This is a genomic window from Sphingomonas sp. GW821-FHT04B01 (assembly GCF_059420425.1).
On record NZ_JBWKTR010000005.1, the window covers coordinates 16399 to 30220 of the forward strand.

11 protein-coding genes are annotated in these 13822 nt (G+C 65.6%); 8 read left to right on the forward strand and 3 right to left on the reverse strand.

The features are described 5' to 3' along the window. Positions 1-37: 37 nt before the first annotated feature. Entirely contained in the window at positions 38-1210 is a 1173-nt protein-coding gene (locus AC07UH_RS13075) for an alpha/beta hydrolase (protein ID WP_495181475.1), read from the reverse strand. Between the two features lie 201 nt (positions 1211-1411). Between AC07UH_RS13075 and AC07UH_RS13080 the strand changes: the two genes are divergently transcribed. Together AC07UH_RS13080 and AC07UH_RS13085 are read left to right on the forward strand one after the other, a co-directional pair. Further along, entirely contained in the window at positions 1412-4444 is a 3033-nt protein-coding gene (locus tag AC07UH_RS13080) for a TonB-dependent receptor plug domain-containing protein (RefSeq protein WP_495189898.1), read from the forward strand. 58 nt (positions 4445-4502) lie between these two features. Beyond that, entirely contained in the window at positions 4503-5492 is a 990-nt protein-coding gene (locus AC07UH_RS13085) for a glycoside hydrolase family 43 protein (RefSeq protein WP_495181477.1), read from the forward strand. 4 nt (positions 5493-5496) lie between these two features. Here AC07UH_RS13085 and AC07UH_RS13090 read toward each other — a convergent pair whose 3' ends face one another. Next, positions 5497-6561 (reverse strand): LacI family DNA-binding transcriptional regulator, encoded by a 1065-nt coding sequence (locus AC07UH_RS13090; RefSeq protein ID WP_495181478.1) that lies wholly within the window; start codon positions 6559-6561, stop codon positions 5497-5499. Between the two features lie 192 nt (positions 6562-6753). Here AC07UH_RS13090 and AC07UH_RS13095 point away from each other — a divergent pair, with 192 nt between their 5' ends. Both AC07UH_RS13095 and AC07UH_RS13100 read left to right on the forward strand, forming a co-directional pair. Next, positions 6754-7995: an MFS transporter gene (locus AC07UH_RS13095; protein WP_495181479.1), complete on the forward strand. Its 1242-nt coding sequence runs from the start codon at positions 6754-6756 to the stop codon at positions 7993-7995. Continuing rightward, complete coding sequence (locus AC07UH_RS13100) at positions 7992-9587, forward strand: glycoside hydrolase family 43 protein (RefSeq protein ID WP_495181480.1); 1596 nt, start codon at positions 7992-7994, stop codon at positions 9585-9587. Before AC07UH_RS13095 ends, AC07UH_RS13100 begins: the two co-directional genes overlap by 4 nt. A gap of 62 nt (positions 9588-9649) precedes the next feature. Here the strand turns inward: AC07UH_RS13100 and AC07UH_RS13105 are convergent, their stop codons facing one another. Next, on the reverse strand, positions 9650-10261 hold the full coding sequence (locus AC07UH_RS13105) for an MSMEG_1061 family FMN-dependent PPOX-type flavoprotein (RefSeq protein WP_137898008.1): 612 nt from the start codon (positions 10259-10261) through the stop codon (positions 9650-9652). A gap of 90 nt (positions 10262-10351) precedes the next feature. Here AC07UH_RS13105 and AC07UH_RS13110 point away from each other — a divergent pair, with 90 nt between their 5' ends. The 4 genes from AC07UH_RS13110 (at position 10352) to AC07UH_RS13125 (ending at position 13762) form a co-directional block, all read left to right on the forward strand. Continuing rightward, positions 10352-11134: an AraC family transcriptional regulator gene (locus AC07UH_RS13110; protein WP_495181481.1), complete on the forward strand. Its 783-nt coding sequence runs from the start codon at positions 10352-10354 to the stop codon at positions 11132-11134. A 136-nt stretch (positions 11135-11270) separates the two neighbouring features. Beyond that, on the forward strand, positions 11271-11528 hold the full coding sequence (locus AC07UH_RS13115; protein WP_137898006.1) for a PepSY domain-containing protein: 258 nt from the start codon (positions 11271-11273) through the stop codon (positions 11526-11528). A gap of 210 nt (positions 11529-11738) precedes the next feature. Then, positions 11739-12065 carry a DUF485 domain-containing protein gene (locus AC07UH_RS13120; protein WP_495181482.1) on the forward strand — a complete coding sequence of 109 codons (327 nt, stop codon included), beginning with the start codon at positions 11739-11741 and terminating at the stop codon, positions 12063-12065. A gap of 5 nt (positions 12066-12070) precedes the next feature. Next, positions 12071-13762 (forward strand): cation acetate symporter, encoded by a 1692-nt coding sequence (locus tag AC07UH_RS13125; protein WP_495181568.1) that lies wholly within the window; start codon positions 12071-12073, stop codon positions 13760-13762. Positions 13763-13822: the final 60 nt, after the last annotated feature.

The window sequence follows — 13822 nt, forward strand, 5'->3', positions numbered from 1 at the left end:
GTAGATTCATTGGTATTTTCGGAAGGTCGGATCGGCTTCAGTCCTTGAACAGCAGGGGTGCCATCTCGCGCAAGCTCCGTCGCCACGACAGGAATTCGTGACCGGTGCCGGGCGAGACGTAGAACACGCTGTTGATGCCGGCCTTCTTCAGCGCATCGGCATTCGCGCGCGGATCGACGCGTGGGCCGCCGGGCGGACCGGTGCGCCCCCCGTCCAGCTCGCGGCTGCCGAAGCTGACGAAGGTCAGCTTGACGCGCTCCCGATATCCCGGCGTCTTGTCGACGTCGTCCAGCGACATGGTTCCGCCGCTCAGCAGACCGATATAGGCGAAGGTGTCGAGGTGCTTCGGCGCGATCAGCTTGGTCTCGAAACCGCCCATCGACAGCCCGGCCATGGCACGGTGGCGCTGGTCGGCGAGGGTGCGGAAGTGCGTATCGACGTAAGGGATCAGCTCGTTGACCAGCACGGTCTGGAACGGCTTGATGTCGAAGCGCGCGAGGCCGCCGGGACTGCCCGGCCGGATGTCGTTGGTCATGCCGTAGGTCATGACGATGATGAAGGGCCGCGTTCGGCCGGACGCGATCAGATTGTCCATGATCAGATTGGCGTGCCCCTGATTGGACCAGGCGGTCTCGTCCTCGCCCCAGCCATGCTGGAGGTAGAGCACCGGATAGCGCGTCGGTTTGCCGGCGTCGTAGCCGGGCGGCGTGTAGACGAACGCGCGACGCTGCGTCCGCGTGCTCGGCGACGGGAACAGGATCTGTTCGACGTGGCCGTGCGGGACGGCCTTCAGGGCGTAGAAATCGGCATCGTCGGCCGGTATCTCGATGCCGCTCTCCCACCGCGTCGATCCGTAGAAGTTGAGCGTGCCCGGATCGTTGAACGTCCCGCCATCGACGGTCAGGTGGTAATAATGGAACCCCGGGTCGAGCGGGCCTTCCGACGTGCCCGTCCACGATCCGTCCGCCGCCTTGGCGAGCACCGTGCCGCCGCGCCCGCCGAGGCCGAGGCTGACCTTGACGCTCCTCGCTTCGGGCGCAGTGATCTTGAAGCGGACGAAGCCCTGCGAATTGACCTGGGGATAGCTCTGCCCGGGCTGGTTCAGCGTCGAGGGCCTGAAATCCTCGACCACCGCGGGCACGGCGGTTTGCGCCAGAGCTGTAGGAGCGATCATGGCCGCGGCCAGCATCGCAGCAAGAGCGATCTTCACCAGACATCCTCCCTTAAAGGCGCATATCCGCATCTAATATCGCCCTATTGTCAATGACCTATGCGTCGCCTGCCGACCCTCCGCACGATCGCCATCGGGCCGGGAAATCATTTGTAATGTGGGAGTATTGACAGCCGGCCCAAATCGCACGACACGTGATGGTAACGTTACCAGATATATCTGGACAGGAAGGGAGAGGCCATGTTGAACCGTGCTGGCGGATCGCGTTCGCGAATGAAAGGGATCGGCTCGGCGAGCGTCGCCGCCATCGCCATCGGGCTCGTCTGCACGCCGGCAGCGGCGCAGCAGACGCCGGCCCCGGTCGACGTCCAGCGCGCCACGCCGGTCCAGACGGACCCCGGCGGTCAATCGCCGGATGCGGCGGGGGGCACGATCACCCAGGCGGACCCGCAGTCCGCGGCAGCCGCCGGCCAGGATGCGCCGGCCGAGGATATCGTGATCACCGGATCGCGCATCACCACCGGCGGCTTCACCGCGCCGACGCCCACCACGATAATCGATTCGGCCGCGATCGCCGCGAACGCACAGCCCAACGTCTTCACCACGATCGCGCAATTGCCCTCGCTGCAAGGCTCGACCGGCACGTCGGTCGGCACGTTCAGCACCTCGAGCGGGCAGCAGGGGCTCAGCTCCTTCTCGCTGCGCGGCGTCGGCGCGATCCGCACGCTGACCTTGCTCGACGGCCAGCGCGTGGTCGGCGCGAACGTGACCGGCGTTCCCGACATCAGCCTGTTCCCGCAACTGCTCATCAAGCGCGTCGACGTCGTCAACGGCGGTGCGTCCGCCTCCTACGGTTCGGATGCGGTCGGCGGGGTGGTCAATTTCATCACCGACACCCGGTTCAAGGGCATCCGCGGCAACGTTCAGGGCGGCATCACCACGTATGGCGACGACGAGCAGGTGCTCGTCCAGCTCGCGGCCGGCACTAGCGCGCTGAACGATCGGTTGCACCTGATCGCCAGCACCGAATATGCGCATGAGGAGGGCGTCGGCGGCGGCGACTTCGGCATCGGCTTGGCGGGCGGGCGCGACTGGTTCCGCCAGTCGACGCTCATCAACCGCAACGTCGTCAATGACGGTTCGCCGCAATATCTGTTCCGCGACTTCGCCCAGCCGTACAATTACACCAAATACGGGCTGATCACGGCGGGGCCGTTACAGGGTATCGCCTTCGATCAGGGCGGCAATCCGTTCCAGTTCAACTATGGCTCGAACGGCGTTCCGGCGCGCGACGCGGCCGGCAACGTCAACGGCTGTTACCCCGGCTTCTGTCTGGGCGGCGATCTGTCCGGCAACGTCGACGCGGGACGGACGCTCCAGTCGAAGATCCAGCGGGTCAACAGCTACGGCCGGATCGGCTTCGACTTCGCGCCCAACGGCGAGATCTACGCCACCGCCAACATCGGTCAGGTGAAGACCAGCAACCAGCCGGTGGGCGGGCAGAATCGCCCCAATCTCACCATCCAGTGCGCCAATCCCTTCGTACCCGCGCTGGTGCAGGCCGCCTGCGCCACCGCCGGGGTCACCAATTTCCAATATGGCACTAGCAACGCGGCGCTCGGCAGCACGCAGGTGTTCACCGACCGCCGGCAATACCGGTTCGTCGCCGGCGCGAAAGGCCGCCAGCCCGTCGCCGGCTCGGAGTGGAGCTACGACATCTATTACGAACATGGCACCAATTATTCGAACATCGACGTCAACAACATCCTGCTGTCCAACCGCTTCAACCAGGCGATCAACGCGACGACGCTGAACGGCGCGATCGTATGCGCCAATGCGGTGGCGCGCGCCAACGGCTGTCAGCCGCTCAACATCTTCGGCGGCAATCCGTCCCAGGCGGCGCTGTCGTACATCATGCCCGAGAACGGGCCGCGGCAGCGGACGCGGCAGACGCAGGACGTCATCAGCCTCAACTTCTCGGGATCGCCCTTCTCGTCGTGGGCGGGACCGGTCTCGGTCGCGTTCGGCGGCGAATTCCGGCACGAATTCTACACCGTGCGGGCCGATCCTTATGGCGCCGGCTTCGCCAACACGCCCGCCGATGCGGCCTATCCCGCCGATCCGACGCTGCTCGCGGGCGGCAACAACTGGTATGCGGGCAATTACAAGAACGGCAACGGCGCCTACAGCGTCAAGGAAGCCTTCGTCGAGGCCGATTTGCCGCTGATAAACTCCGATCTGGCCGGGCGCGCCAACGTCAACGGCGCGGTGCGCGTCACCGACTACAGCACCTCCGGAACGGTATGGGCGTGGAAGATCGGCGGCACTTGGGACCTGCCGCTGGACGGCCTGCGGGTGCGCGGCGTCACCTCGCGCGACGTGCGTGCGCCCAATCTGTCCGAATTGTTCGCCGCGCCGGTGACGACCACGCTGCCGGGCTTTTTCGATCCCTTCCGCAACGTCAACGTGCTGGCGATCCAGAACACCATCGGCAACCGCAACCTGACGCCGGAGATCGCCCGCAACACCACCTTGGGGATCGCCTTCTCGGGCTCGAAGGCGCTGCCGGGGCTCAGCCTGTCGGTCGATTACTACAAGATCAAGATCACCGACGTCATATCCAGCCTGGGCGCGGCGGACATCGTCAACCTGTGCTTCCAGAACATCGCGCCGGAAACCTGCGGCGCCTTCAACCTGAACAACAATGCGGGTCCGAACTTCATCAACGTCCAGGCCTTCAATCTCGCATCGATCGAGACCGACGGCTTCGACATCGAGGCGAGCTATCGCTGGCAACGGCCGCTGGGACTGCCCGGCAGCCTGACGTTGCGGGCGCTGGCGACGAACATCCGCAGCTTCGTCACCGATACCGGCCTGCCCGGTACGATCCCGGTCGACAGCGCCGGCGCCAACATCGGCAACACGCCCGACTGGAAGTGGCTCGCGGTGCAGACCTATGCCACCGACGATTTCTCGCTGCTGGTGCAGGAGCGCTGGTTCAGCGACGGTGTGCTCGGCCATCAATATGTCGAGTGCACGACCGGCTGCCCGGTCTCGACCAACAACCGTCCGACGATCGACACCAATTTCATCCCCGGTGCCTTCTACATGGACGTCGGCGGGACCTACAATCTCACCTCGGCGATGACCGCCTATTTCAAGGTCGACAACGTGTTCAACCGCGATCCGGCGCGCTCGCCGTATTTCGTCAATCCCGCGCTCTACGACGTGCTCGGCCGCGTCTACCGCGCCGGCGTCCGTTTCAAGTTCTGAACCGTCCCCCCTCTGTGGTCCGGGAGCAGCGCTTCCGGACCACATTTTTGGATATTCCATGGTGCGCGCTTCCCGCCTGACCGCAATGCTGCTGCTGGCCTCCGCCGTCGCGAGCGCGGCGCCCGACGTCCGGCCCGGCGCCAATCCGATCATCCGCGACGCGTTCACTGCCGATCCGGCGCCTCTGGTAGTCGGCGACCGGCTGTACCTCTACGTCGGGCATGACGAGGCGCAGCGCGACGAGATGTTCAACATGAAGGAATGGCTGGTCTATTCCACGACGGACATGCGGCATTGGACCCGCCACGGGCCGATCATGAAGGTGTCCGACTTCACATGGGCGAAGAAGGACGCCTGGGCGTCGCAGACGATCTTCAAGAACGGCAGATACTGGTTCTATGCCGCGGTCGAGCATGACGACACGCATCCCGGAAAGGCGATCGCGGTCGCGGTGTCCGATCGCCCGACGGGGCCGTTCGTCGATGCCAAGGGGTCGGCGCTCATCACCAATGGCATGACGCCGAAGGGCACGCACAGCTGGGAGGATATCGATCCCACCGTACTGACCGACGACGACGGCACGACCTGGATCGCATGGGGCAACCGGCAATGCTACATCGCCCGACTGAAGCCCAATATGGTGGAGATCGACGGGCCGATCGTCGAGATCACGCCCCCGCATTTCGAAGAGGGCCCGTGGCTGCACAAGCGCGGCGGGCTTTACTATCTGACCTATGCCTCGCTGGATCGCGCGACGCATCGTGACGAGCGCGTGTCCTATTCGACCGCGCCGTCGCTGAAGGGGCCGTGGACGTATCGCGGCGAACTCACCGGATCGGGCAAATACAGTTTCACGATCCATCCCGGCATCGCCCGGTTCAAAGGCGCGTGGTATCTGTTCCTGCACAATGCAGCGCTGACGATCGGCGACCTGAACGGGGCGATCGGACGGCGGGCGGTGACCGTCGAGCCGCTGCGCTACAAAGCGGACGGCACGATGATCCCCGTCGTGCAAACCGATGCCGGCGTCACCGCCCCGACGCGGTGATCGCCTACGGCATGGTCCGGACCGGATGGGGCAGGGGGTTCGACCGCGGCGTCGCGGTGGACTCGCGTTCGATCAACTGGTGGTCGAGGACGGTTGCGCGCGCATCGTCGTCCGTCACCGGGCCGGCACGAATGTCCTGGATCAGCAATTGCAGCGCCGCCGCAGCGAGCGCGCGCACCGGTTGGTGGATGGTGGTGAGCGGCGGCCAGAGCGTGGTGGCGGCGGTGCTGTCGTCGAATCCGGTCACGGTGAGATCGGCGGGAACGTCGAGATGACGGCGATGCGCCACCGATACGACGGCCGCGGCCATATCGTCGTTGCTCGCGAATATCGCCGTGGGTGGATGCGCGCCGGCGAGCAGCGCCTCGCCGGCGACCAGTCCCGAGGCATAGCTGTAGTCGCCCTGGACGATCTGGACGTCGAGGTCGCCTTCCTCGTCGACGGCCGCCTTGAAGCCGGCGAGCCGTTCCGCGCTGGCGGACTGGTCGGGATTGCCGAGGATGAAGCCGAGGCGCCGGTGTCCCAGCGCGATCAGGTGCCGCGTCATGTCATAGGCGGCACGGCGATTGTCGATTCCGACGCAGATCGCGCCGCGCGCCGCCCCGCCCACCACCGCGACCGGCAGCTTCGCGGCACGCAGGATCTGACCGACCACCTCGGATTCGCCGAGGGGCGGCGCAAGGATCATGCCCGCTACCCGCGAATCGATCAGCCCCTGGATCGCCTCGCGGCTCGGCGGCTTGCCATTCTCTCCCTTCAGCAGGATCAATTGGGCGGCGCGGGCCGACGCCTCCTCGAAGACGCCGGCGAGCAGGTCGCTCATGAACGCCGCGCTGGGATTGGAATAGATCACGCCGATCCGGATCTCGCGCGACGTCACCAGGCTGCGGGCGGTCAGATTGGGCGTATAGTTCAACGCGCTGATGATCTCGCCGACGCGGGCACGCACTTCGTCGCGCACCCCCGGGTCGCCGTTGATGACGCGCGACACCGTCATCGGCGACACGCCGGCATGTTTCGCGACGTCGATGATCGTGACGCCACGCGAGCGGCCTCTGGAACGGGTCAACTGTCTAGCGTCCTATCATCGGGCGCGTGGACGCCCGGCTGTTCGGCATCGACGTGCATCGTGCCGGGCGTGCAGGTCAATGGGGTCGTGCCGTCCTGCGCCGCTTCGGTACGCAAGCCGCGATCGGAACGCTTGCCATCCCGTACCGTCAACACCTAACCCTGCATGGTAACGTTATCGAGGAGCGGCGACGTGAGGCGTTTCCCATATATACGCTGGACGATCATCGCGCTGTTCGTGGTTGCGATGATCATCAATTATCTGACGCGCAGCATCCTCGGGGTCGCCGCGCCCGCGATCATGGCGGAGCAGCACATCTCCTCCGCGCAATATTCCTGGATCACCGGCGCCTTCCAGTTCGGCATCATGTTCCAGCCGCTCGCCGGATACCTGCTCGACCTGATCGGGCTGAAGGTCGGCTTCACGCTGTTCGTCGCGATCTGGTCGTGCATCACGCTCGGCCATGGCTTCGCCAACGGCTGGATGGGCTTCGCCGGCCTGCGCGGTGCGCTCGGCCTGGTCGAGGGATCGGCGCAACCGGCGGGGATGAAGCTGGTGGCGGAGTGGTTCCCGGCGCGCGAACGCGGGGTCGCCGGCGGGATCTACCAGATCGGCGCCTCTTTCGGTGCCGTATTCGCGCCGCCGCTGGTCGCCTGGGCGGTGTTCAACCATAGCTGGCGTGCCGCCTTCTTCGTCGCGGGGGGGCTCGGGCTCGCATGGGTCGTCGCATGGCTGGCCTGGTATGCCCCGCCGCAGCGCCACCGGCGGCTGTCGGATGGCGAACGGACGCTGATCGTGGCGGGGCAGGAGGCCGCGCTGGTGAAGCATCGCCGCCGCCCGCCGCTCGGCGAATTGCTGCGCAAACGCAATCTCTGGACGATCGCGGCGGCGCGGTTCCTTGCCGATCCGGTCTGGGGCATGCTGTCGCTCTGGATGCCGCTCTATCTGGTGCAGGCCCGGCATTTCGATCTCGGCCAGATCGCGTTGTTCGCGTGGCTGCCGTTCCTCGCCGCCGATCTCGGCTGCCTGTTCGGCCCGGCGGTGGTCGCCTTCCTCCAGCGCCGCGGCGTCGGCCTGATCGACGCCCGGCGCGGCGCCTTCACGCTCGGCGCGGTGCTGATGACCGGCATGATGTTCGTCGGCACGGTGACCAGCCCGGCGGCGGCGATCGCGCTGCTGTGCCTCGGCGGATTCGCGCATCAGACGCTGTCGGTCACGGTGATCACCTTATGCTCCGACCTCTTCCCGCACGATCAGGTGGCGACCGCCACCGGCGTCTCGGGCACCGCCGCCAATCTTGGCGTGCTGATCTTTACGCTTTCGCTCGGCTCGATGGTCGACCAGATCGGCTATCAGCCCTTCTTCCTCGTGCTCGGCCTGCTTGATCTGGTGGGCGCGGCGCTGCTCTGGACCCTGATACGGAAAGCCGTATGACCCCTTCCAATCCCATCCTGCCCGGCTTCAATCCGGACCCGTCGATCGTGCGGGTCGGGGACGATTTCTACGTGGCTACGTCGACCTTCGAATGGTTTCCCGGCGTCCGCATCCATCACAGTCGCGACCTGGCGACCTGGCGGCTGGTCGGCCGGCCGCTGACGCGGCCATCCCAGCTCGACATGCGGGGCAATCCGGATTCCTGTGGAGTCTGGGCGCCCGATCTCAGCTACAAGGATGGTCGTTTCCATCTGCTCTTCACCGACGTGAAACGCTACGGCCGGACCACGGTGGACGGCGCGAGAGGCGCGTCGCTGCGCGATTTCCACAATTACTGGGTGTGGAGCGACCGGATCGACGGCGACTGGTCCGACCCGGTCCACCTCAACAGCAGCGGGTTCGACCCCGCCTTGTTCCATGACGACGACGGGCGAAGCTGGCTGCTCAACATGCTGTGGGACCATCGGCCCAACCGGCGCAGGTTCGCCGGCATCGTCGTGCAGGAGATCGATCTATCCACCGGCCGGTTGCTCGGCGAGCGCCGGCGCATCTTCGAAGGCACGGCGCTGGGCTTCACCGAAGGCCCCCATCTCTACAAGCGCGATGGCTGGTATCATCTGCTCGTCGCCGAGGGCGGGACCGAACGCGGGCATGCCGTCGTCATGGCGCGGTCGCGATCGCTGGCCGGGCCCTACGAACCGCATCCCGACGGCCCGGTCCTCACCGCGCGCAACCGGCCCGATGCGCCGCTGCAACGGACCGGCCACGGCGATCTCGTCGAGGGGCCGGACGGCGCGACCTGGATGGTCTATCTCTGCGGCCGGCCGCTTCCCGCCAGCGACCGCTGCGTGCTCGGCCGCGAAACGGCGATCCAGCGGATGGCGTGGGGCGAGGACGGCTGGCTGCGCCGGGCCGACCCCTGTGCGGATCACGGTGTGGGCGACGGCCGCGCCGAGCCGGTCCGCGCGCTGGACCGGTTCGACCAGCCGACGCTGCCGCCCGCCTTCCAGTGGCTTCGTACGCCGCACCCCGAACGCCTGTTCAGCCTGACCGATCGACCGGGGCATCTCAGGCTCTTCGGTCGCGAGACGATCGGCAGCCATTTCGAACAGGCGTTGGTCGCGCGCCGGCAGACGGCGTTCCGCTATGACGCCCGGACGCTGCTCGACTTCGATCCGGCGCATTTCCAGCAGGCGGCCGGTCTGGTCTGCTATTACAACAGCACCAAATATTTCTTCCTCCACGTCACCGCCGGTGACGCCGGCGAGCGCCAGATCCAGGTGCTTTCGGTGACGCCGGAAGGCGAGGGGCAGAGCCTGCTCGGCGATCCGATCCTGCTCGATGCGGGGCCGGTCGAGCTGTGCGCGCAGGTGGATCACGAGCGCCTGCGTTTCGCCTTCCGGACGGGGCAGGACGCCGACTGGCGATGGATGCCTGCGTCGTTCGACGCCAGCCTGCTGTCGGATGAGGCGACGCTGCCCGGACTTCCCAACTTCACGGGCGCCTTCGTCGGCATGGCCTGCCAGGACATGGCCGGCACCGGCCGCCACGCCGATTTCGCCCGTTTCGACTATGTGGAGGAGGTCGGCTAGCGGTCAGGTCCGGCGCCTCGAGGGGCTGGACTGCTCCAAGGCGGAATGCGCCGGGATCGACCTCAGTAAAGATCGTTCCTCACGCTGTTCCGATAGTGAGTATCGACCGCCTCGGCATCGGCGGGCGACCCGCCGGCCATCGCGACCTTCATCTGACCGACCGAGGGCAGACTTTTGCGGTCGAGACGTGCCTCCGGCTGCCACAGCCGCGCCCGGTTTATCGCCTTGCCGCAGTGGAAGAGAACTTGATCGATCGCCAGCACGATCGCCGTCTTCGGAGCCTTCTGGCCCTCCTTCAACGATTCCAGCAGATCGACATCGCTGGAGATGCGAGCCTGACCGTTGATGCGGAGGAACACCTCCAATCCCGGAAACAGGAACAACATGGCGAGCCTGGAATCCTCGACCAGATTGCGCATCGTCTCGATGCGATTGTTGCCGGGCCAATCGGCAAAGGCGACGTGATGCGGATCCAGCACCTTCACGAATCCCGCTGGCCCCCCGCGCGGAGAAGCATCGAGGCCGAGTGCGCAGCCACTCGCGAGGCAGAAGAAGGTCGCGGCGGCGACATATGCCTCGTGGAACGGCAGCAGATACGGTAGCACGGCGCGCTGGATGGCCTCGGCAGGCTGTGCGTAGAGACGATCGAGATCGTCGCCGGTGACATTCGACATAACGCCTGACTCCCTGATGCACTTGCCCTTGTAGCGGTTCCGCCTTGGCGGCACTAAGCCACTCATTCCATTCGGTAGCAGTTTCACGCCATGATTGACCGTCGCCCACCCGATCAGATCGGCAACGATGCGGAGGGGCCGTCGGTCGTCGCCTTTACCGTGGAACTGCGGACAGAGTTCGCGACGCCGCCCCACAGACATGCCCGCGGGCAGATGATCGGCTGCAGCAGGGGAGTCGTGACGATCGCCACCGATGCCGGCTCATGGGTCGTTCCGGCCGGTCATGCGATCTGGCTGCCGCCCTATCAGGTGCACGGTGGCCAGAGCTTCGGACCCGGTGCCGGCTGGAGTCTCTATTTGGCGCAAAGCACCTGTCAGGCGCTCCCGTCCGCGCCGCGTACCGTCGCCATACCGCCGCTGCTGCGCGAGGCGATCCTGCGTGCGGCGTCATGGCCGGACGAAGCCATGGACGAGCCGCGCCAACGGATCGCCGACCTCATCGTTCACGAGATCGGCATGCTCCCCGCCGAGGCGCTCGGGTTGCCGGTTCCGCGCGACCCCCGGCTCCGGCGGATCGCCCGCGCGCTCCTGGAGCAACCGGCCGATGGCCGTTCGATCGATCAGTGGGCGGCTTGGGCGGTCACCACGGCACGAACGCTCAGTCGTCGCTTTCCTCAAGAAACCGGGCTGAGCTTCGTCGATTGGCGGCAGCGGGCGCGGCTGATGCGAGCGCTCGAGATGCTCGCGGAAGGAACGCCCGTCACGACGATCGCGATCGACCTCGGATACAATAGCATCAGCGGTTTCATCGCGCTTTTCCGTCGCACCTTCGGCGTCACGCCAGCAGCCCATCCGATCAGGCTGGCGCGTTAATCTAACTCGGCCGAGGACCGTTCACGCTGCCGGCAGGCCCGACCGCTGCCGCGTCATACATAGGTTGCCGTCGAAGCATCGGTAAACGGAACGCGCAGCCCAGCCGCGCGCTTACCTCGCAGCAAAGGAGTTGATCATGATCAAGACGTTACTCATGGCTGTCGTTGCGGCCGCAAGCCTTGGTTCACCCGCTTTCGCCGACACGCCCGGCAAAGGCTGGATCAGCGACGCGAAGGTCAAGACCATCCTCGCGAAGCGCGGCTATCAGGTCACCAAGTTGGAAGCCGACGACGGCCATTGGGAAGGCGAAGCGCGCAAGGCCAATGTGCGATATGAATTCCACGTCGATCCGCGTTCGGGTGCGATCACGAAGATGGAGCGAGATCACAACTGATCGGTGATTCCGCAAGTCTGGGGCACGGCGGCAGCGATCGGCGCTACGCGCCGCTGTCCTTTCTTCGGCGTCTGCTTTCGGGAACTGCCGGAACGCGCCTGACCGTCCGTAAATGGGTAAGCTCGCGGTTTGCTATGTATCGCCCGCGGCACTTGGAATGATTTAGCTGTGGTACATTGCCAAGCGCCGCCTCCGCGCCGATGATGCGCCATGCAGACCCCGATCGACCCCGATCCTCCCCTCGAGGAGGGTATCGCTGCCGACCCGCGATACCAGGCGCTGGTGCGCGACCGGCAGCGTTTTTCATGGACGCTGACCGCGATCACCGTGCTGGTCTACAGCAGCTTCATCTCGCTCATCGCGTTCGACAAGCCGCTGATGGCACGCCCCATCGGCGGCGGCACGGTAAGCCTGGCGGTGGTGCTCGGCGCGGCGATGCTGGTCGGAACGGTGGCGATTTGCGCGGTCTATGTGCGGCGCGCCAATGGCGAATTTGATGTGCGGCTGAGCGAGTTGCTGGCGAGCGCACGTCGGTGACCCGCATCCTGCGATACGCTTCGCTCCTGACGCTGCTCGGCTGGACGAGTGGCGCGAACGCCGCGATCGCGGGCGCGGTCCAGCGTCAGCCTACCAACTGGACCGCGATCCTGATGTTCGGTGCCTTTGTCGGGATCACGCTGTGGATCACCGGTGCGGCGGCACGGCGGACGCGCACTGTTTCGGATTTCTACACCGGTGGTGGCATCACGGGCTTCCAGAACGGGCTGGCGATGGCGGGCGACTATTGCTCGGCGGCATCCTTCCTCGGCATTACCTCGCAGATCTTCAACGACGGCTACGACGGGCTGATCTACGCAATCGGATTCCTCGTCGGCTGGCCGATCGTGCTGTTCCTGATCGCGGAAAAGCTGCGCAACCTCGGCCGCTTCACCTTCGCCGACGTCGCCTCGTACCGGTTCCTGCAGGGGCCGGTGCGCAGCTTCTCGGCGATCAGCACATTGCTCGTCGTGTCATTCTACCTGATCGCGCAGATGGTCGGCGCGGGGCAGCTGGTCCAGTTGCTGTTCGGGCTTCCCTATCTCTATGCGATCGTCGTCGTCGGTGGGCTGATGATGGTCTATGTCCTGTTCGGCGGGATGCGCGCGACATCGTGGGTGCAGATCATCAAGGCGGTGATGCTGCTGTGCGGCGCGACATTCCTGGTCCTCGGCGTGATGGCGCATGTCGGCTTCTCATTCGAGGCCCTGTTCGCCAGGGCCGTCGCGGTGAAGACGAAGCTTGCGCTCGATTCTGGCCTTGCACCGGGCGACGCGGCGGCGAAGGGCCGGGCGATTATGGGGCCGGGCGGCTTCATCAAGGATCCGATCTCGGCCTTGTCGTTCGGCTTCGCGCTGATGCTCGGCACCGCGGGGCTGCCGCACATCCTGATGCGCTTCTTCACCGTTCCCGACGCCCGCGAAGCGCGCAAATCGATCATGTGGGCGACGGTGTGGATCGGCTATTTCTATGCACTGACCTTCGTCCTCGGCTTCGGCGCGATCGTGATGATCTCGTTCAATCCCGATTATGTCGATGCGGCCGGCGCGCTGCGGGGCGGCAACAACATGGCGGTGATGCACTTGGCGCATGCGATCGGCGGCAACCTGTTCCTCGGCTTCATCTCGGCGGTCGCGTTCGCGACGATCCTCGCGGTGGTCGCAGGGCTAACGCTGTCCGCGGCCTCGGCGATCAGCCACGACGTATATGCCAGCGTCATTCGTAAGGGGGATGCCGATCCCGGGAAGGAACTGCGCGTGTCGCGCATCACCACGATCCTGCTTGGCATTGCGGCGATCATTTTGGGCATCGTGTTCGAGAAACAGAACGTCGCCTTTATGGTCAGCCTCGCTTTTGCTCTCGCCGCGTCGGGCAACTTCCCTGTGCTGGTGATGTCGCTGCTCTGGAAGGGCTGCACCACCAAGGGGGCGGCGTGGGGCGGGGCGATCGGGTTGCTGGCGGCATTTGGGCTGACGCTCGTCTCGCCGGTGATATGGGTGGCGGTTTTCGGTTTTGAACGTGCGATATTTCCGTACAGTTCGCCTGCGTTGTTTTCGGTCCCCGCCGGGTTTTTGGCGATCTGGCTCATCTCGACGCTCGACCGATCTCCACGTGCCGCGATCGACAGGGCGGGCTATCCGAACCAGCGATTGCGGTCCGAAACCGGCATCGGGGTTCATGAGTCCGTGAGCCACTGACCTCCGCCAGGTCTGGGTCGCTGCGGACATTCGTGTGAACGTCCTGCAAGCGCAGACGTC

Excerpts from the sequence above, each read along its gene's own strand:
- AC07UH_RS13080 (WP_495189898.1), top strand. The coding sequence starts at position 1,412 with ATGTTGAACCGTGCTGGCGGATCGCGTTCGCGAATGAAAGGGATCGGC.
- AC07UH_RS13085 (WP_495181477.1), top strand. The coding sequence starts at position 4,503 with ATGGTGCGCGCTTCCCGCCTGACCGCAATGCTGCTGCTGGCCTCCGCC.
- AC07UH_RS13100 (WP_495181480.1), top strand. The coding sequence starts at position 7,992 with ATGACCCCTTCCAATCCCATCCTGCCCGGCTTCAATCCGGACCCGTCG.
- AC07UH_RS13105 (WP_137898008.1), bottom strand. The coding sequence starts at position 10,261 with ATGTCGAATGTCACCGGCGACGATCTCGATCGTCTCTACGCACAGCCT.
- AC07UH_RS13110 (WP_495181481.1), top strand. The coding sequence starts at position 10,352 with ATGATTGACCGTCGCCCACCCGATCAGATCGGCAACGATGCGGAGGGG.
- AC07UH_RS13115 (WP_137898006.1), top strand. The coding sequence starts at position 11,271 with ATGATCAAGACGTTACTCATGGCTGTCGTTGCGGCCGCAAGCCTTGGT.
- AC07UH_RS13120 (WP_495181482.1), top strand. The coding sequence starts at position 11,739 with ATGCAGACCCCGATCGACCCCGATCCTCCCCTCGAGGAGGGTATCGCT.